The organism is Flavobacterium acetivorans (assembly GCF_020911885.1).
GTDB lineage: Bacteria > Bacteroidota > Bacteroidia > Flavobacteriales > Flavobacteriaceae > Flavobacterium > Flavobacterium acetivorans.
In genome coordinates this window covers 2,130,885-2,150,878 of the sequence record NZ_CP087132.1, presented here as the reverse complement: position 1 = coordinate 2,150,878, position 19,994 = coordinate 2,130,885, and the positions used below count along the sequence as shown (strand labels likewise).

The following is a 19,994-nucleotide window of genomic DNA, read 5'->3' as shown; positions in this document are numbered from 1 at the left end:
CAATCTTTTCCTTAAGAAAGACGAAAATATATATTAAATTTTAATAAAACAAGAAAATGAAATAAAAATGTGTTCGAACACACAATATTAACATTTTGCATCGATTAAAAAAAGACATTATTCATTTTTTAGAAAAACTAATGAAGCTTTCCCAAAAAAAGAGCTTTAATTTCTTACTAATAACTAAAAAGTTCGAATAGTTGAAACTATTCGAACTTTAAAAAAAAACATTATACTCGTTTACTTAAAATCCATATTTGGCACCTAAATAAACATTTCGTCCAGCTGCATTAATTCCTGAAGCAAAAGTTCGGTATTGAATATCAAAGATATTTTCTATGCCAGAAAAAATCTTGAAATTTTTAGCTACGGAAAGCCCTCCTTTTAAATTCAATGTTGTCCAAGACGGCATTCCTCCTTCTGGAGCATACTGCTCATTGTCTTCCCCATTTAGATAATAATCGTTAATTCTTTTTTTACCATTATAAAGCAAGTAAAAATCCATATTAAGCTTCTTGTTTTCGAAACTCAAACCTACTTTTCCATAAAAAGGAGGAATATGATCCAATGGTTTATCTCCATTTTTATCTTTTATAACTCCGTTAGTGAAGTTGAAAGATCCGTAAAACAATAAAGGTTTTGTGATAAGCACCTTCAAGCTTGAAGTTATACCCGCTATACGGGCTTCTCCTTTATTTTGATTTGCAAAAACCTCACTTAACACTCCTCCATAATCAACTGTACTTTGTCCGTTAAACAAAAAATGATCGTTAACAATCGCATCAAATAAACGGGTATAATATAAGGTGTTTTCAAAACGAAGCTTTTTCCCTTGCCACAAAGCAATACTAAGATCAGCAGTTACTGATTTTTCTGGTTTAATATTTGGATTCGGCACAATTAACATTCCTTCACCTGACTCGAACACTTTTCCTAAATCATCAATATTTGGCACACGAAAAGCGGTAGATAAATTAAAAGCAATTCTAGATAACGCATTGTTATTTACAATTCCCACTGCCCCACTATAAGTAAAATTATCTTGATGAATTGAGTTGAAAGGCAAACTAAAAATAGAATTATCAGCAATAGTACTTTTTAGAGTCACATAACCCGCTCTGACTCCCAAATTATAAGAAGTATTTTGGGTAATATTAGCATTATAGGTAGCAAACAAATCCGTTCTTAGGGTATAATTATATCCGTTTGGATATCTGGTATCAGCTGCAGATGTAGTATTAGTTACTCTATTTACCTTAGTCGCACTCGAATTCACATTATCATGAAAAGCTTCTAAACCATAAAGAAAATCACCGTTCCCTATTTTAGTTTTGAAATCAGCATTTACAGAAAAAACATTTACTTTTTCAAACTGGCTTTTAGTAATATCATCATTAAATTTTCTGCTGATTCGGCTTTCCTCCACATTTTGATAACTCAATCCTAAAGTCATATTACTATTAAATAAAGCCTTTTCTTTAGTCAATTTATAAGCTGCCAAAAATCTGTTTTGCGGTCCATAATACCAGCTCGCATACTTTAATCCGCTTCCTTTAGGATCTGTCAATCGATCGTATCTAGGTACATCCGAGCTAGTAGAATATTGTAGATTCAAACTGTGCTCAGTGGTTTCATTAGGTTCAAAAATCACTTTCTGCATTGCATTGTATTGCTTGTATCCTGAATTTTTTTGAATGTACTTATTCGAATTTGCCACTAATTTATCGACATTGTTTTCAGTTTCTACATAGTAAGGTCGCTCGCCAAAATGATCGTTCTTACCATTTTTATGACTTCCCATTCTTAGATCTCCAAAATCATTGAAAGAAACAGCAGTCAAAGCTCCCCATTTATTTGCTGCAAAATTAAAATCTACATAAACTGATTTTTCCTTATTAGCTGTACTATAACGTGAACTGGCATTTCCTGATAAAATTTTATTTCTTGTTTCCGATAAAAGCAACGGATCTTTAGTCTGTAAATTAATTGCTCCTCCAAGGGCATCACTACCAAAAGCGGTAGAAGATGGTCCAAAAAGCACATCCACTTGTTCTAACATATTTTCATCAACCGTAATCACGTTTTGCAAATGTCCTGCTCTAAAAATAAGATTGTTCATCCGTATTCCGTCAACCAATACTAAAATTCTATTGGCTTCAAAGCCTCGAATAACAGGGCTTCCTCCTCCTTGTTGGGATTTCTGGACAGTTACTGTTCCACTATTAGCCAAAATATCGGCTGTGTTTTGAAAATTTTGAAGTTCAATCTCTTTTTGAGAAATTGATACTATTTGCTGCGTCGTTTTCTTATTCGATTTGTTATAACGATACAAACCGAGTTTAACTTCTTTTAAGTGAATTGTTTTGACTGTATCCGTTTGAGTCTGTGCAAAGCCAGTCATGGTAACCAAACAGCTTACTAGAGATAATATTTTTTTCATAAATTAAATTCGTTGATGAGTACTTTTATTCTTTTTAAAACCAACAAATTAACAAGGCGGCCGGTCAATAAATTCAATTACTTTATTTTCTTTTCCAGTAAGATATAATGAAAATAAAATAATTGAAAAACGGGGAATATAAGTCATAAGCTCACTTTTATTAAGGGTCCTTAATGTCATCCATTTATAAGAATTCAAAGTTTTCTTTTTATTCGAATTTAAAACTTTATTATTGTTTAAAATATTTTGAAATGATATTCTCAGACTACTTTCAAAATCATCTTTTGCTACTTGAACAATTACCTTTTGAGCGATTATCTTAAAAGAAATCACATCATAAAAAGTATTATTGATTTTGATTTCTTTTTTATCATCCAGAAGCTCCCAATCCTTTAATGCAATTTCTTTATGTAACTCCAAATACTTTTTTGAAATTTGATTCTTAGCTCTAAACTGTTGCATATTTACAATTAAAGTTCTGGGAAAAACAAGACACAATTGCAAAATATACAATAGCGTTATAAAAATTAGGATAATATGCTTGTTATTTTTTTGCATTTGCTTTTAAAAACAGTTCAATTACAAAGACACTGGTACTATTTTAAATTTATTAAATAAGGCCTCGGAAAACAATTCCTTAGCCTTATTTATCAAACCATAATCATTATATGACAATAGCTTATTTAATTCACGTTGAAACTATAAACATCCGAAACAGAAACATTACCAGCAAGGTCTTTAGTTAGTACTTTCCAATAATATTTTTTTCCTGATTCTACCGGAACTGTATTTAAAACACTTTCCACCACATTTGCTTTAAATAATAAAGGCGGGTTAGTCGTTCCTAAATAGACTTCATAACTAGCTATATCATTATCAATATCAGTTGCAGTCCAATCAAGAATAATTGAGTTCTCCTTAACACTTTCATTCATTTTAGGACTTACAGCTTCGGCAGGAAATGGAGCATATGAACTACTTCCTTCAGCTGCATTATAAAACTTCCATGTCTCACTAGTCGCCTTAACAGTAGAACTGGCAGAACTTGAAATCACATACCAAGAATACGCAACTCCCCTTGTGAGTTGCAATTCATAGAAGCTTTTCGTAGTGCTATAAGTTGTACTCACACCGGAATCCAGGTTTTTTACAATCAGTCCAAAATATTCAGAACCTTCACCAGGAATCCATTCAAACTTTATATTACTCTGCGTTGGAGTTTTATTTGTGCCCTCAGTACACTCGCTATTGGCATTTGGAAAAACTAGCTTTGCAACTATTGGATCTTTTTTGGCCGGCACTGTTTCGCCATCTCCACCTCCACTACTGCAGGCAAAAATGGAAATAAATATACTTAGAAATAAGATTTTTTTCATTGTTTAACGATTTTAAAACTGTTGTTAATGTTATCTGATTCTACTTTTACAAGATAAGTTCCTTCTGGGATATAGCTTCCGTCAATTCTTACTTCTCCATTTTTTACAGGTAAATCTCTTAGTTGCATTAATTTTCCGCCCATTGCGAAGATTCTAACCGCTACAATTTTATCTGGACTATTGCCTATATTGATAACCAAATAGTCAGTAAAAGGGTTAGGATATGCTACAATAGTTTCTGAAAGTAAAATTGTTTTTTCGAAAACACCTTGACAATCTTTACCAGTAGTAACTCTCAATGCGTTTTCTCCTTGTTTTAAAGGTAATTCAATATCACCCTCATTAGTTGTGTAACTAACACCGTTTAAATCAATATAATACTTATCACCGTTAATTAATTTTAGTGAAATTGATTTTTTATCGTTGTCAATTTTTGCCAAAACAGCTAAATCCACAGGTTCAGTAATAACCAAATCAAAACAACGTTTGAACTCTCCTTCAGATTTTCCTTCAATAGTTATACAAGCAGAATAAACACCCGATGGCAAATCAATTATTTCACCTTTATCAGTAAACACTACTGACTTAACAGCAGTTCCATCTTTACTAAGTATAACTTTATAACTATAAGAAGTATTAATCGCTGTGATGGCTACTTTTCCATTGTTGCTGCTTCTGCAAGTTTCTGAAAAAGTCTGGGTTTTAAAATTATCTACTGGTAAAGTAAACAAACTACAGCCAAAAGTATCCACTTTATCAGTCAATGGGGTATTAGGACAATTGTCATTTATATCCAGTACGCCATCATTATCATCGTCATCATCGCAAGCATCGCCTATTCCATCAATATCAAAATCAGCTTGATCTGGATTATCTACATCAGGACAATTGTCACTTACACATCCGGTTAATGTCAGTTCAGCAATTGAGGTAAATGCAGCGTCGTTTACTTCAGAAAGTGCTTTTAACCTCATATACCTAGCTTTTATAGGAGTTGCAAACTCTACAATTTGCGGAGCTGCAGTATTTTCAGAAGTACCAATATACTTGGCTGTTCCCCAGTTTGTTTTATCATTACTAAAATACAACTCGTATTTTTTAATTCTTCCATTAGCACCCGACTGTCTTGGTAAATAATTAAATTTACTTATTGCATAATTATTTCCTAAATCAATCTGAATTTCATGAGGAATTGGATCCACAGATGGACTCCATCTCGTATGCCAAATCGTACTTGGATTTCCGTCAAAAGCATTTGTAGCTGGTCCATCTCCTTGCTGACTGTCTGCATAAATCAGTTTCCACTCACTCTTAGGCAATTCAGCTGGATTCCCACAATCTGTTATAGAAGGACAAGTAGTTGTTGTAACCATTTTTTTTATAGTTTTCGAATAAGCTACTCCATTCACGGTTACTGTTAATGTAACATCGTAGCTTCCAGGAGTTCCTAGTCGTACTTCCGGATTTCTGATATTTGCATCATTTATATAAGCTGGTGTAGGAGAAATATCCCATTTCCAACTCGCCCCTGTATGATTTAAAATAGAATGATCATCAAAATGAAGTAGGTTATCCATACAATTATTAGTAGCAGTTTCTACCCAAGGAGTGATAATTGGAATATAATTTTGCACCTGTAAAGGTGATTCCCAAACTCCACCATCACCAGCAAGTCGCATTTTCCCATCTCTAAAAAATGGCATTACTGTATTGATCTCAAAAGCGCCAGGATAGTTGTTAGAAAAGGTTTTCCATGCGGTATCCGTACTATTTCTGTAATACGCTTTTGATTCGTCTCCTTGTTTTGCTGTTGAAAACAAATACACTAAATCATTTCCGTCCTCACCTGGCTGTACTACTAGACACTTGGTATAGACATCAACGGTTCCTGTCCAATTTACCCATGTACTTCCTCCATCTGTTGATTTAAAAACCATTCCTTTAGTTGCACCCCAAAGTCCGTTAGAGTAACAAGCATATACAGTATTTTCATCATATAAAGAAAGAGCAATATTGGTGCGTCCGCTCATCTTTGTCCCCCCATTAGCATTGGTACTCAATGAGGGCTTATAAACCCATGTTACTCCCTGATCTTCACTTCTGTAAAATCCAGCCCCAGCAACATCGGCATAAATTACATTTGGATTCACTCTACTTATTTGCACGCAAAGAACATCTCCTGGAAAAGTATAAATTGATTTAAAACTTTTTCCATTATCAGTACTCTTCCAAAAACTTTTTCCTTGTCCTAAAAACAACACATCATGATAATTAGGATGATGAATTAAACTTCCTCGTTGCCCTCCGTATTCAAACATATTAGGGTATTTACCGAAAGAAAACCTACCTTCAGGCGGTCCTTCTGCTGTGCTTGGTAAAACCCAACCTCCTCCAAGATCATCAAAAGCTACTTGACGGCTTTTGCCCTTCAGTACCCAACCTGTGGCGGATTCTGCTCCACCCATTCTTAAAGCTTTTCCGTTATAGAAATCGGCAAGGGCGGTATTTCCATTATGGTACCTTCCGCCTACAATAATATCTTCGTTCCAGCCTTGATCAAAGCCCCACATGTCAGAACCAATCAATCCATTAATTCTGGCTTGAAAATCAGTTTCAAAACCATCTGTAGAATAACTCATTCCCCCATCAGTAGCTACCCAAACGGAACCATCTGACAACCATTGCATATCTTGAATATCAGGATGAATATTAAACCTTCCAAAATAACCTCCAATAGCATCAAAACTCTGTCCCCCATTATTAGTTTTAAACAAGGTGGTTGTTCCTACCATATATTGATTTTCATCTGTTGGTGACATTTCCAAAACTAAGTCATAGTACCCCTGACCATTATTATAAGGAAATGAAGTTGTATTACAATCTTTAACCTTTGACCAAGTCCATGTTCCATTACTTACAATTCCTCTATATAATTGCGGTGTATTATCTGAACTTAACATCGTTGCTAAAACCAAATTTGGATTTGCTGCAGTCACAGCTATTAACCCCCCGGACTGTTCAGATATTCCGGCTGGAAATCCAACAATTGAAGTAAATGTATTTCCACCGTCTAGAGATTGTTGTGCATCGAAATTACCTGTTGAACTTTTAACTATGGTATAAATTGTATTACTATCACCTAGTTTAAACTCAAAGTCAAATGTTTTGATTGTTGATTTTTGTGTCCATGTAATACCTGCATCTATAGATATAAAAATTCCGTTATCAGCAGATGCTACAATTTTATTGTGATTACTAGGATCAATGAGAATATGATTTGCTGAAAATTTAGCATTAGGAGCTAACATTGCAGTCCAGCTCTCACCCCCATCAGCAGTTTTATGAATCTGTCCCCCGCCCGAAGCATATACGATATTAGAATTTGTAGGATGAATAGCTATGTCCATAACTCCATTAAAAATGTAATTCTGAGCAAGTAATGTCCAATTTTTCCCTCCATCAGTTGTTTTATTTATATAACCCGTTTCGGTTCCACAATATAAAATGTTGGAATCTCCTTTAAAAACATCAAAGGAATAGACATTTACCTGCCAAGGAGCCACAGCTTGAGCGCCAGTGTTATTAGATTCATTTAACCAAAAGGTATTTTTTGGTCCCAAAAAAGACCATTGCGAATTGGAAGCGTCCGCTGTTCTAGCAGTTATTTTTTTTGCTTTTTCAAAAGCCTTTCTTTGTTCTTTTGAACTTGGTAATTTAATAAACCCATTCGCATCAGCATATCCAGAAACAATAGGTCTCCAAAGTTTATAATAACGGATAATGGCATTCTTTTCACCTTCGTGTTCCTTTATATACAATTGAAACTTTTGTTCAATTTCATTATAATTTATAGGATATTGGTAAAGCATTTTAGCCCAATCAGGATAACTCTCACTGTATGACGGCTTATTGATACTCATTACCCCCGGTAATTGATCATAAGGAGTGACCTCTATTTGTGCATGAATTTTGAGACTTACCCCAAAAAACATCATAATTAATAAAATTTTCAGTGTATTTTTCATAAAAAGATAGCTTAGGATTAATGTAAATCCTGATTTTTTTTTTAAGTATAAAGATTTAAAATTCCACTTTGAATTTTACTAATATAAGGGTGTACAACAAACACAAAACTATCTTTTGATATTATGTATTTTATAGTAGTAAAAATGGGAATTAAAAAGCGTTTTCTTACTGACAAGGCATTCATTAATAATAGTTGAATGCTGATTGTGTTTTCTTAACATAAAGATTATGCAAAAAAGATCAAACTATAAGGAGAGGGCTGTCACCAACCCTCTCTTTAATTTAAAAAAAGTTTAAAAAGGCCTTCCTATTCAGCACCGTAAACATTAATTTCGCCCAAATAAGTAAAGGTATTAGGCCCAGCAGTGGCTAAATATTTTACATACCTCCCTTTAGTATTTGCAGCAGCAGACACTGTATAAGCATTATTTGTTGTTAAAGCACCCGTATAAGTTGCGGCTTTTGTATAAGTAATATTATCATTACTTACCCAAAACTCATGTACAGTAGCTCCTCCTCCCTGACCTTGTCTTCTAAAGATCTCAAAACTAGAAATTGATTTAACAGCCCCCATATCAATTATAAAATAATGGGGAAATACAGGTTGGCTTTGAGCCCAAGCTGAATGCCAAAATGTAGCCAGATTTCCATCAATTGTCGCTGTTGCAAGTCCATTTGGTGCTCCTTCTGCAGGTTCTTCAGAAGAGAAGCCAGCAATTGTCCAAGATGTTTTAACCAATTTTACAGCTGCAAGTGGTGCAGTAGTAAAGGATCTGGGCCCATAAGAATTAGCATAGGCATCTGAAACAGCCACATTAACTACCTGACTAACATACAATAAGCCAGACACAATAGTACTTCCAGCAGTCGCAGTCGAATTAACTACCACATTTTTTGTCGTCCCATTAACATAACTTATAGTTACATTAATATTTTTATTTGTAGGGTTAGACCAGTTTACTTGAATACCTCCTAATACTGGAGTAATAGTAGTACTTGCTAATATCGGTTCCAATTGTGGCATAGTGTAGGTTTTCCAATCTGAATCAAATAAATCCAAAGAAGTTTCATTCCCTAATTTGTCTTTAATAGATGGTACAAAAAACGTTCTATAATGTATTGGACGAGAATTATCAATCTCACTTATAACCAGATCAGATTGGGTACTTTCAATAATTTTCACTAGTTCCACACCACTCATATTGAAATATTTAACCTCAGTATTTCTTGTGAATTCATCTACTGGTTTAAAATTGATAGTAGCTGAATTATCTATACCAAAACTGGTCTTATTAATCTCTCTTGCACTTAAGTTTGATCTATAATTATCTCCATATACATTCCCATAAGTCACCATCTTAACAGAAGTATCATTAGTAGAATTTTTAGAATACACCTCAAACTGATATGATTTTTCTTCTAGGTTATCAACAATCAATTCTAATTTATCTACTTTACTTACTGATTTGACATAAGGAAATCGCTGACTATTTTTTCCTTTATTCCAATAAACGACAATTTCATCAACATTGAATGCATTTGAAATATAGCCTACTATTTTTACTCTGTTTTTACCAGAAACAGTTGACAATGAATCTACTTTGTTCGTATAAGCTATTTCTCCTCCTTTTAGATAGTCTTCATGTACTGAATAGGTATCGGTACATGAAATCAAAATAGAAAAGAAAGCTATGCTAAGTGCTAAAGCATAATATTTATATATTTTCATACTCTTTTATTTTAAATTTTATTATTTTACAATATTTCCCCAAAAGGTTAATTCAGAAAAACTGATATATCCTGCACCATCCCAAGTATCATAAACTACAAAACGGAAATATCTAATTTCAGGGGCATTTTCAAAGGTATATTCATCGCCAGCCCAGAAGTGAGCAACATCCTCATCTGTTTTCTGGCCTATCGGCAACCCAGATGGTTTAATCGATTCACAATCGCGTAATTTAATCCAATTAGCTAAATTTCCATCAGGTCCCGGTAGCTCTTTAGATCCATAGACAGCATATTTTTTAGGATTCCCATGGGTATAAGCAAAACCTAAACCTAAACCATCCGCTCTTTGCAAAACATTAATTCTACTAAGATTTACAACTACACCTAAATCAACAGTTAGAATACTTGGTCTAGGTATATTCCCTTGGGTATGTACAATAGTTCCATTTTTATCGTCAAATAACCCCCAGTAATCCCCTTCCCAGGCATCCCAATTGTCATCATTTTGTAATACTACTTTCTTAAAAATAGTTTTGTCTAACCTTTCTTCATGAAGAGGTACCAACATTTTATCAGCTGTTCCTGCATAAATAGTATCCGAAAAATTATCGTAACGGTCTCTAATTACAGCTGCAAACTTGGTAGGAACTGATGGATAACCTCTTAAAGAAAAAGAAGAAGCAATTTGTTCAGTATATTGCGTATTAACTAATTCAAGTTTTCCCTTTTCATTTGGAGCAAACAACTGGATTGCAATTGGTGTTTTCAATGCATTATTCCACTTGAATTTAGCACCCCCAAAATCAGTAGTAATCTCAAAATTTTGTTGAATCATGTCCACTGGTGAAATTAGTGGAGTACCTGACACCACTACGGCCTCTGAATTAGTTTCTGCACGATTTACTGAATATAGTTTTACAGATACTTCTGCAACATCCTTAAAACCTAAAATTTGAATTTTGTTGTTGAACACAGAGGTTTTTACCTCTGATTCAACTCCTTTACTATTCATATAAACAGCCTTTACATACAATACATTTTTGTCTTTAGGCAAGTCATACGTAATTTCTAAACCTCCATTAATAGGTGTAATTACTACATTCTCAACTTTAGCTGGATTCCCTGAAGAGGAATCAGTAGGTCCATGTTCAAATTCAGAACATGCAACGAAAACAAATAAAGTCAACGCTATTATTAATTTAAAATATTTCATTAGTTTACTTTTTTTTGGTTATAAATTAATTACCATCCAGGGTTCTGGATCAAGCTCGGGTTTCTTATTATTTCATTTTCTGGAATTGGCCAGAAATAGTCTCTCTCTGAAAATGTTGGATTAAACAATGTTTTAACCGTATAATAATTGTCAACACTATTTTCTAAAACATTCCATCCTTTAATAGGTTTACTCATATATTGTTTTGCCAATTTCCATCTTCTCAAATCCCAAAATCTATTTCCTTCAAATGCCATTTCAATCATTCTTTCGTGCTGAATAATATCTCTCATTCCACTTTTTGTTAATGGTTTTGATGGATTAGTTGACGAAGTCGCCCAGCTAGTTACTACAGATTGTAATCCTGCTCTTTGACGCACTAAATCTATATATTCATAAACGGAAGCATCAGGTGTTCCTCTAGATTCATTTAAAGCCTCTGCATAGTATAAATACAAATCAGCTAGACGGATAATAGGAAAAGAATATCTTTTAGTAGACAATTCATTTCCGTTCTTCACCTGCGTACTCATGGCTATTAACTTTTTAGGCCAATAACCTGTTACAGAATATTGAGAAATCTCAAAAACAGAAGCAAATTCTCCTCTTCTGGCACGAATAATCCAAGGATCAGTATCAGTAGTTTCTTTTCCATTCCCAAACCAAACAGCTCTATCAAAAGCTAAATCTGCATAAAAACGGTCTTCACGGTTAAAATTTAAAACTGCAGTTATATCTCCTTCACCAACATCATATTTGTCATTTGTTGTAGCAACCCTAGTCTTAAATCTATTGCTGTAATCAAAATTAACATCCTCTTCTATAGGTACTCCATTTCTAGAATAATACATCTCAGCAATTCCTATCGGAGCACAATGTCTTGAAGCAACAGGATTTGTTAGATAACTGTACAAACGAGGCATTGCCTCAGACTGAATATTTGCAGTATTAGCAGTATGTCCCCATATAATTTCAGAATTCCATTTTTCTGTTACTCTTCCTCTCAAAGAAGCCCTTAATAAAGTAATATCATTTTGTGGGAAAGAGTTTAGATAATCCGATTTTTCATGTAATCTTATTCCTGCTTCATGACAGATATCAATCGCTTCCTTTGCAGCAACTGCTGCTTTTTCCCATTTGGTCGCATCGTATTGCATTGGAAAGAAATTAAGCCCTTCTTTGTTTACAAAATCGCTATAAACACTATTCCCATTGAATAATGGACTAGCATAAGTAACTAAAACTCTTGCCTTAATTGCGGCCGCAACTGGTTTTGTAATTCTTCCAACATCTTCACTTGGAGTTTGCAAAATTACAGGCAAATCAACTATAGCTTTGTCTAACAACCCGACAATATAAGTAAAAGACTCGTCTATTGTATTTCTAACCGCTTTCACATTACTTGTAGATTCATTGATTGCTACCGCCTCATCATTGATCACTACTGGTCCATACATGCTAACCAAATAAAAGTGGTAGTATGCTTTTAAGAAGTTAGCCTCCGCCTTCCATTCTTTCTTCTCATAATCACTTAATCCTTGAACTCCATCTATCTTGCTCAAGAAAATATTACAGTTACGAATTCCAACGTATAAGGCAGCATTGCCTTGTCCCAACCATTTATCGCCATAAGGACCAGTTACATTCTGAAAGCCTTGAGCAATTCTGGCTCCTGTTAGACCATCTTCTGACTTAGGATACCATATTTCATCAACTCCGTTTAATGCAGGATTATTACGGTCTCCAGGAGCTGGGATCGCCATATACAATGTGTACAAAAATTTCTTTGCATTATACCTGTTTGAAAAGGCATTGTCTATAGTTGCTATGTTATCAGGAACAACATCTAAATAATCTTTTTCGCAAGAGAAATGCATACTTGCTATTAAAATTAATACAATATATTTTATTTGTTTTTTCATCTCTATTTTTTAAAAAGTAACATTAATACCTAAATTAAAAACTCTTTGGTTAGGATAACCTAAACCATTTCCAGCCAATTCAGGATCCCACAACTTGAATCTACTCAGTACAAAAAGATTTGTTCCGCTTGTATAAATTCTGACTTTCTCCATTTTCAGTTTTGCAGTTAGTTCATCTGAAAGTGTATAACCTACTTCAGCTGTTTTCATCCTTAAAAATGCACCATCCTGCATAAACCATGTGTTCCATTGGCTATTATTTGCTACCAATTTATCTGATAATCTTGGCCACATTGCATAAACATTTCTATTTGTTTCAGACCAATGATCATCAGCATATGCTTTTATTAGCTGTTGTTGGTTATAGAAAGGAGCTGTAGCTGCTGTATTGATCCAAAAAGAAGAATTTGCTGCTCCTTGAAAAAAACAAGACAAATCAAAACCTTTGTAACCTGTTGAGAATCCAGCTCCGTAAACAATTTCCGGAACAGTAGGATTACCAATTGGTACTTTGTCTAACTCAGAGATACGACCATCACCATTAATATCACGATATTTAATATCTCCTCCAGAATATTCTCCAAAAGATTGTATAGGTGAGTTATTAACTTCATCTTGATCTACAAATAATCTTTCAGCAACATAACCCCAAACTTGGTTGATAGGTTGTCCTACTCTAGATAACCACGGTGTAGCTGAATAATTTGGTTCTTCAATTTTTGTGATTTTATTAGTTGCATAGGTAAAATTCCCTCTTAATTGCAACCAAGCTCCATCTCCTAAATCTTTAGAATAAACTAATGAAGCATCAACACCTTGGCTTCTAGCTTCTCCAATATTAGCTCTTACTCCAGATTGTAAACCCATTGAAGAAGGCAAAATTCTATCTGCTAAAATATTGGTACGATCTTCTCTAAATATATCAGCATTTAACTCTAAATTTTTGAAAAGTTCAATCTCTACACCAAAATTCAATTTCTTACCTATTTCCCAAGTAATTTGATCATTGGCATAACGCTCAATAGCAACACCATTTATCGTATTATCAAAATCTTCCCCAGTAGTAAAACCACCACTATTCATATTCACTTTAGACAAATAAAAGAATCTGTCATCAGCACCTCCAATTTGGTCATTACCTACTAAACCATAAGTTCCTTTTAATTTAAATTTAGTTACTACATCTCTAATTCCACTAAAGAAATCTTCCTCAGATACTAGCCAACCCAGTCCTACTGCTGGAAAGAATCCCCAACGATTATCTTTCGAAAATCTTTCAGATCCGTTGTAACCAAAGTTAAATTCGGCAAAATATTTCTGATTATTTGCATAAGTAAAACGACCCGACATACCCATATTTCTATATGGTAAGGATTGTTCTAAACTTCCTGCATTAGAAAACAATCTATTATTTAAGGTAAACACTAACATACCACTTACCTCGTTTGCCTCATTAATACTCTTATTATAGGTAAAGTTTGATTCAATATAAGTAGAAGAGTACAATGTTTTAGCACCTTCATTGTAATTCAAATATTCAGTCCCACTTGATTCATTTAATGGATTTAAAGAAATCACTCCTGTTTCTCTATTTAAAAGAGGGGTATAATAATAAGGATTATAAAAACGATTCACAGAATATTCAGATTGTCTGGTCCCATTAAGGACAAATTTAAAATCCAACCCTTTTGTCAAGAAATCCATTTTTTGATTGAACTCAACTTGGGCAATAATTTTAGATTTAGTTCCATCTTGGTAACCACTCACCATTTGCGCATAAGGATTCAAATAGTTTCCAGTTCCGTAATTTCCAAATAAAATATGATTTGTAAATTCATTTGCGGCATCTTTTTCATAGAAAGGCTTAAATAGTACAGGGTTACTTCTCATCACCATACTGTAGATTTCTCCTCCCCCTTGTCTAGGACCTTGGTAATCATCAAAATTCACATTGAAACTCAACTTTAACTTAGATGTTTCCGTTAGGTTAATATTGGTATTTGAACGCAAATTATATTGCTTGTAATCAATATTACTATTGAAATTACTCACTTTTGGAACTTGTAATATACCATTATCCTGACTTCCTGCTATGGATAAGTAATAACGTGCCGTTTTTCCTCCCCCATTCAAACTGAAATTAAAATGCTTATTCATGGTGTATTCCTTAAACAATTCTTTGTACCAATCCGTTGTTGGGTACAATATTGGATTAGTCCCTGCTATAGTGTTGTCAATCTTTTCTAAAGAATAAGGCAAAAGTCCTAATGGATCTCTTGTTCTAACTGCTTCATTACCTAATTTCATATAAGTAATAGGATCTGACAATTCAATATTACGGGTAGGCGCAGAAACATTAGATTCTATTCTCAAAGAAACTTTCGCCGCTCCTTCTGTCCCTTCTTTAGTAACAACATAAATAACCCCATTAGCACCTCTGGCACCATAAAGAGCAGTGGCTGTAGCATCTTTCATAATAGAAAAAGAGGCAATATCATCAGGATGAAGTCTTCTAAGATCATCAACCCCTAACTCAACTCCATCTATCAAAATCAATGGACTAGAGCCGTAACCAAAAGTGGTTACCCCTCTAACAAAGAAATTAGCATTATCTCTTCCTGGCTCACCCCCTCTTTGGTAAGCAATTAAACCCGCAACTCTACCAGCTAATGCAGTAGTTAAATTACTTGAAGAAACCCTAAGCTCTCCTGGTTTAACAGTAGTAATGGAAGAAACTACAGCCTTCTTTTTCTGCTTACCGAAACTAACTATCTGAACTTCATCCATTGCCGTAGCTTCCTCTTCTAATAAAATATCATCTAAATTTGTAGCTTTAGTAACTTTTATTTCTTGAGTCAAATACCCAATATAACTTATAACTAAAATCCCTCCCTTTTCAGGGATTTGTATTGCAAATTTACCGTCTAAATCAGTCAAAACACTTTTACTGCCATCTTTTAACTTCACAGTAGCTCCTTTCATGCCTTCTCCTAAGGCATTAATTATTTTTCCGGTGATGGTAATATTATTTTGTCGAAAATTATATCTTTCAAATTTCTTGTTATTATTTAATTTTTTCAGAGAGTTAACAGATAAATCTTCAGTACTTGCAAAAGCCGAGATGTTGAATAACACAACACACAACATCGTCGACCTCTTTAACATCCAAGGGACTAATCTCTTTTTCTCCTTAAACATTTTAGACTCTAGCGAGTGTAATTTTTGTTTCATAAATTGGTTTGGTTAATGGTTAATTAATAGCTCTTTTATTTTAGAGTTTTTTTTTAGTGTAATTCTAGCAATCTTTTAAAAACATTAATTCATAAAAAGTCATCGCCTTTTAAAAAAACAAAAAATGCTTCTTTTTCTTTACTTTATTTCAAAGACTATATTGTTTTTCATAAAATCAAAACAACCTACTCCCAAAAAACAATCATTACCTATTCCTTTTTACTCCATCTCTAGAAAACACACCGATTTACTTATGTTTTCCCACTCAAATAGGTATAAAAACCAACCTCATTAACACAATTTGTAGAGGCAAATTCTTATTTTTTAACGAAACTATATATTAAATTTTAATAAAGCAAGTAAAAATGTTAAAAATGTGCACGAACACATGAAATATATGTTATCGAGCACATAAAAAAACATTATACGTTTTAATTGTGATAAAATAATACGTTATCTGTAACATAATTAACATTTAAAACACAATCTACCAGCGCATCTCTATAATATTAGATATACTTAACAGTACGTTAGATATAAATGTTTAAAAAAAACAACAAATAAAATATTAACTAATTATCAATACATTACTTCATTAATAAAATAATTTATAAATATTTATTACTTAATAAAATTTAAAAATTTAAATAATAGTTACTTGTTTTACAAAAAGATTAAAATATAGTTTTAAGTTTTTTTTAACACTGTATAAATTATTAACTTAATTGTAAAAAAAATAATCTATAAATATGTTTTATTTTAAAATTTAACTTCTTTTGTAAAACAAATATGCCGTTCAGAACACTTGTATCTGGTCGAAAAATTATCTTTCAAGAACTAAAAAAAAAAAAAAAAGAATGGAACAGGGCGCTAATAATTACGAAGTACATTTAATTGCAAATGAAAAATTAAAAATTACAGGAAAAGGAGACAGCATCTTATGGAAAGACGCCGTAATTCTATCAGACTTTAGCTCTCCCTGGACTACAGAAACACCATCAAAGATTGAGTTTAAAGCTTTGTGGGATAAAAATTATTTGTTTTTTTACTTTAAAGTATATGACACAAACATTCATATAGACAAAAAAGATAATAGTGTCTATAGCATTGGTAATTCTGACCGAGTAGAACTTTTCTTTAGACCTGACCAAACTTTAAATCCTTATTACTGTCTTGAGATTGATACTCAAGCAAGAATAATGGACTTCATTGCTTACCCAAATAAAAAATTTAACTATAATTGGAATTGGCCAGAAAATGATATTGAAGTAAAAGCATCCAAAGACGAAAATAGCTTCACTGTAGAAGGAGCTATTAGTATCGCTTCGTTAAAAAAGTTTCATTTAATTAAAGAAGATAAAATAGAGACTGGAATTTTTAGAGCAAAGTATAATGCTATTGATAGCAATAACTTCGAGCCTACTTGGATTACCTGGATCAATCCTAAAACCGAAACCCCAAATTTTCATACGCCAACCTCTTTTGGAATATTGCATTTAATGCCTTAAACTATTCCATATAAAAACTGGCATTTTCAGAGTTCACAATATCAATAGGCAAAAGGGTTGTTTTAGGAATTTCTTTGCTAAAAATAAAATGATCCACTAGGCAGGTTATCCCCAGATAAGCTTGCCTTTTTGGATTTTGATGTATCAAAAAATCAATAGTACCTTGTTTCAAATAAGCTACATTTTCATCAATTAAATCATATCCTATTATAGCGACTTTTTTATGTTGGTTTTCCGCAATAATATTTGCTATTTGATAGGCTTTGGATGTGGTAATAAAAACCCCGTTAACCCTAGGATTCGCAGCAAGAAAATCAATCAAATTTGCTTCTATACCAGGATTTTTCAGTTTAAGGGTAATTATACTCGAATCTTGAATCCCATTATCACTAAAAAACTTCCTGAAACCTCTTTCTTTTTCCTGCATGTGTACCGCATTCTTATAACTTTCGTTGATATGGATAATAGCAAATTGTCCCTCAGTCGAAAGCAAATCCAATAGTCGTGCTGCCACTCGCCCACTTTGATACAAATCCTGCCCCACAAAGTTTTTAATATCTTCTGATTGCACCTGATTATTAAAAGTATTAACAATTATACCTTGTTCATGGTACTTTTGAACAACACCCAAAGCTTCTTTATAAAATAAAGGTGCTAACAAAACAGCGTCTGGAGCCAAGGCTAAAACCGTTTCATTTATACTTTTAAAAGATTTTGTACTCTCAGGATTGAAATAATGCTTTTTAATTGACAAATTAAAAGCCTTAAATTCTTTAACCGCCTCTTCTATTCCCTTTACACAAGGAAGCCAATAAGAATCAAATGAGGGATCCGGAATAACGACACTAATCGAATAGACCTTATTATTCTTTAAATTTCTCGCAATCAGATTGGGTTCGTAATCAATCTCATTCAAAATTGCGCTCACACTATCAAAAGCCTTCTTAGAAACCTTTCCTCTCTTATGCAATACTCTATCCACCGTTCCTTTGGAAACTCCGGCCAACTGAGCAATATCTTTAATTGTAAGTTTTTTATCCATGACCGACAAATATATAAAAACTTTGGAATAAATCATTTTGAATTAAAAAATCTCTAATATCTTAACAAAATTTTCTTTTTTATTCCTAAACAATAACTTAACAACCTATTAAAATGCTTTAAAAAACTAATAATTAACAATAAACATCTTAAAACAAACCATTTTAAGCTATTGAACAGTTAAAAACCGGTAGGCACTGGTATTGTTACATTAAAATCTATACTATTTTTGATTTTTTTATGAACATGCGTAAATAAATGTGTTCGAACACATTTTTTATGCTTTTACTTGTTTTATTGATATTATATCTATAGTTTCGTGTTCTCAAACTCAATAAAAAATAAAAATAACAACAAAGATTAACAGCATAAAAAGCTATTTAGTAATATTTTAACACATCTAAAGTGAAGGAAATCATATCATTGGCACCAGGCAGAACCTGTCTTTTTGGAGATCATCAAGATTATCTAGGGCTACCTGTTATCGCCTGTGCAATAAGTAGAAACATCAAATTAACAGCAGTACAAAACAACACTGGTGAATTTAGAATAAACATGGTCGATATTGACCAAATTAGAGTTATAGACATCAATGCAACTTTTACAAAATTAGAACCGCGTGATTACTTTGCCTCTTCTTTAAGAGTTCTCAGAAGACAGGGTTGTATTCCAAATGTTGGCTATGACATCACAGTAAACGGAAATATCCCAATCAATTCAGGAACCTCAAGCTCTTCGGCTTTGTTGTTGGCTTGGATTAATTTTTTGGTGACTGCTTATGGCGTGAATGAAGAAATTACACCTGAATTCATTTCCAGGATGGGCTATTTATCTGAAGTGGTAGAGCATGGAGAACCTGGAGGAATGATGGATCATTACAGCATTGGTGTTGGTAATATTGTACACATTGATACCCGTGATCCTTTTTCATTTACTATTATTGGCACTGAGTTAGGCGGTCTTATCACAGGAGTTTCGGGTGTTCCTAAAGAAACAATCGGTTTGATTGGCGATTTAAAAGGAAATGCCTTGTTAGCAATAGGTACTATCAAACAAAGTTTTCCAAATTTTAATTTACAGCAAACTGAAATAGAAGACCTTGACAAATACCGTAATTATCTACCGGATCGTTTAATTCCTTTCTTCGAAGCAGCCATCAAAAATCATCATTATACCCGAATGGCTTTAATTGAATTTCAAAAACCATCTCTTGATTTAAAAAAGATTGGAGCATTGATGAACCAACATCACGCTGTATTAAGAGATTTATTAAAAATAACTGTTCCAAGGATAGATGCCATGATTAATGCCGCATTAAAAGCCGGTGCTTATGGAGCTAAAATTGTTGGATCAGGAGGCGGTGGAAGCATTGTAGTCATGGCCGAGCCAGGAAATGAAGCTCCTGTTGTCGAAGCTTTACTAGCTGCGGGTGCAGTTGAAGCTTATGCCGTAACTGTTGATCCGGGATCAAGAATACTTTAAAATTACATTAAATCTATAAAGAAC

Annotated in this window: 11 protein-coding genes; 2 read left to right on the top strand and 9 right to left on the bottom strand. The window is 33.3% G+C overall.

Features of this window, described 5'->3' with window-relative positions:
- Positions 1-244: 244 nt before the first annotated feature.
- The 8 genes from LNP19_RS09455 to LNP19_RS09420 all read right to left on the bottom strand — a co-directional run bounded on the left by LNP19_RS09455 (position 245) and on the right by LNP19_RS09420 (position 15,939).
- On the bottom strand, positions 245-2,440 hold the full coding sequence (locus LNP19_RS09455) for a TonB-dependent receptor plug domain-containing protein (RefSeq protein ID WP_230061689.1): 2,196 nt from the start codon (positions 2,438-2,440) through the stop codon (positions 245-247).
- Between the two features lie 48 nt (positions 2,441-2,488).
- Positions 2,489-2,998: a hypothetical protein gene (locus LNP19_RS09450; RefSeq protein ID WP_230061688.1), complete on the bottom strand. Its 510-nt coding sequence runs from the start codon at positions 2,996-2,998 to the stop codon at positions 2,489-2,491.
- 125 nt (positions 2,999-3,123) lie between these two features.
- Complete coding sequence (locus tag LNP19_RS09445; protein WP_230061687.1) at positions 3,124-3,816, bottom strand: hypothetical protein; 693 nt, start codon at positions 3,814-3,816, stop codon at positions 3,124-3,126.
- Positions 3,813-7,841, bottom strand: a complete 4,029-nt coding sequence (locus LNP19_RS09440) for a discoidin domain-containing protein (RefSeq protein WP_230061686.1) — start codon at positions 7,839-7,841, stop codon at positions 3,813-3,815. Before LNP19_RS09440 ends, LNP19_RS09445 begins: the two co-directional genes overlap by 4 nt.
- Before the next feature lie 308 nt (positions 7,842-8,149).
- Positions 8,150-9,571: a DUF4998 domain-containing protein gene (locus tag LNP19_RS09435; protein WP_230061685.1), complete on the bottom strand. Its 1,422-nt coding sequence runs from the start codon at positions 9,569-9,571 to the stop codon at positions 8,150-8,152.
- A gap of 21 nt (positions 9,572-9,592) precedes the next feature.
- Positions 9,593-10,786, bottom strand: a complete 1,194-nt coding sequence (locus LNP19_RS09430; RefSeq protein WP_230061684.1) for a DUF5000 domain-containing lipoprotein — start codon at positions 10,784-10,786, stop codon at positions 9,593-9,595.
- 29 nt (positions 10,787-10,815) lie between these two features.
- Entirely contained in the window at positions 10,816-12,708 is a 1,893-nt protein-coding gene (locus LNP19_RS09425) for a RagB/SusD family nutrient uptake outer membrane protein (RefSeq protein WP_230061683.1), read from the bottom strand.
- Positions 12,709-12,717: 9 nt separating this feature from the next.
- The gene (locus LNP19_RS09420) at positions 12,718-15,939 is read right to left on the bottom strand and encodes a SusC/RagA family TonB-linked outer membrane protein (RefSeq protein ID WP_230061682.1); all 3,222 of its coding nucleotides are present in this window, start codon (positions 15,937-15,939) and stop codon (positions 12,718-12,720) included.
- Positions 15,940-16,796: 857 nt separating this feature from the next.
- Here LNP19_RS09420 and LNP19_RS09415 point away from each other — a divergent pair.
- Entirely contained in the window at positions 16,797-17,447 is a 651-nt protein-coding gene (locus tag LNP19_RS09415; protein WP_230061681.1) for a sugar-binding protein, read from the top strand.
- Position 17,448: 1 nt separating this feature from the next.
- On the opposite strand, the gene LNP19_RS09410 is transcribed toward LNP19_RS09415, so the two are convergent.
- Positions 17,449-18,489, bottom strand: a complete 1,041-nt coding sequence (locus tag LNP19_RS09410; RefSeq protein WP_230061680.1) for a LacI family DNA-binding transcriptional regulator — start codon at positions 18,487-18,489, stop codon at positions 17,449-17,451.
- Between the two features lie 404 nt (positions 18,490-18,893).
- On the opposite strand from LNP19_RS09410, the gene LNP19_RS09405 reads away from it, so the two are divergent.
- Positions 18,894-19,970, top strand: a complete 1,077-nt coding sequence (locus tag LNP19_RS09405; protein WP_230061679.1) for a GHMP family kinase ATP-binding protein — start codon at positions 18,894-18,896, stop codon at positions 19,968-19,970.
- The last annotated feature ends 24 nt before the right edge of the window (positions 19,971-19,994 follow it).

Coding starts and splice junctions, on each gene's coding strand:
- LNP19_RS09455 (WP_230061689.1), bottom strand. CDS start 2,440: ATGAAAAAAATATTATCTCTAGTAAGCTGTTTGGTTACCATGACTGGC.
- LNP19_RS09450 (WP_230061688.1), bottom strand. CDS start 2,998: ATGCAAAAAAATAACAAGCATATTATCCTAATTTTTATAACGCTATTG.
- LNP19_RS09445 (WP_230061687.1), bottom strand. CDS start 3,816: ATGAAAAAAATCTTATTTCTAAGTATATTTATTTCCATTTTTGCCTGC.
- LNP19_RS09440 (WP_230061686.1), bottom strand. CDS start 7,841: ATGAAAAATACACTGAAAATTTTATTAATTATGATGTTTTTTGGGGTA.
- LNP19_RS09435 (WP_230061685.1), bottom strand. CDS start 9,571: ATGAAAATATATAAATATTATGCTTTAGCACTTAGCATAGCTTTCTTT.
- LNP19_RS09430 (WP_230061684.1), bottom strand. CDS start 10,786: ATGAAATATTTTAAATTAATAATAGCGTTGACTTTATTTGTTTTCGTT.
- LNP19_RS09425 (WP_230061683.1), bottom strand. CDS start 12,708: ATGAAAAAACAAATAAAATATATTGTATTAATTTTAATAGCAAGTATG.
- LNP19_RS09420 (WP_230061682.1), bottom strand. CDS start 15,939: ATGAAACAAAAATTACACTCGCTAGAGTCTAAAATGTTTAAGGAGAAA.
- LNP19_RS09415 (WP_230061681.1), top strand. CDS start 16,797: ATGGAACAGGGCGCTAATAATTACGAAGTACATTTAATTGCAAATGAA.
- LNP19_RS09410 (WP_230061680.1), bottom strand. CDS start 18,489: ATGGATAAAAAACTTACAATTAAAGATATTGCTCAGTTGGCCGGAGTT.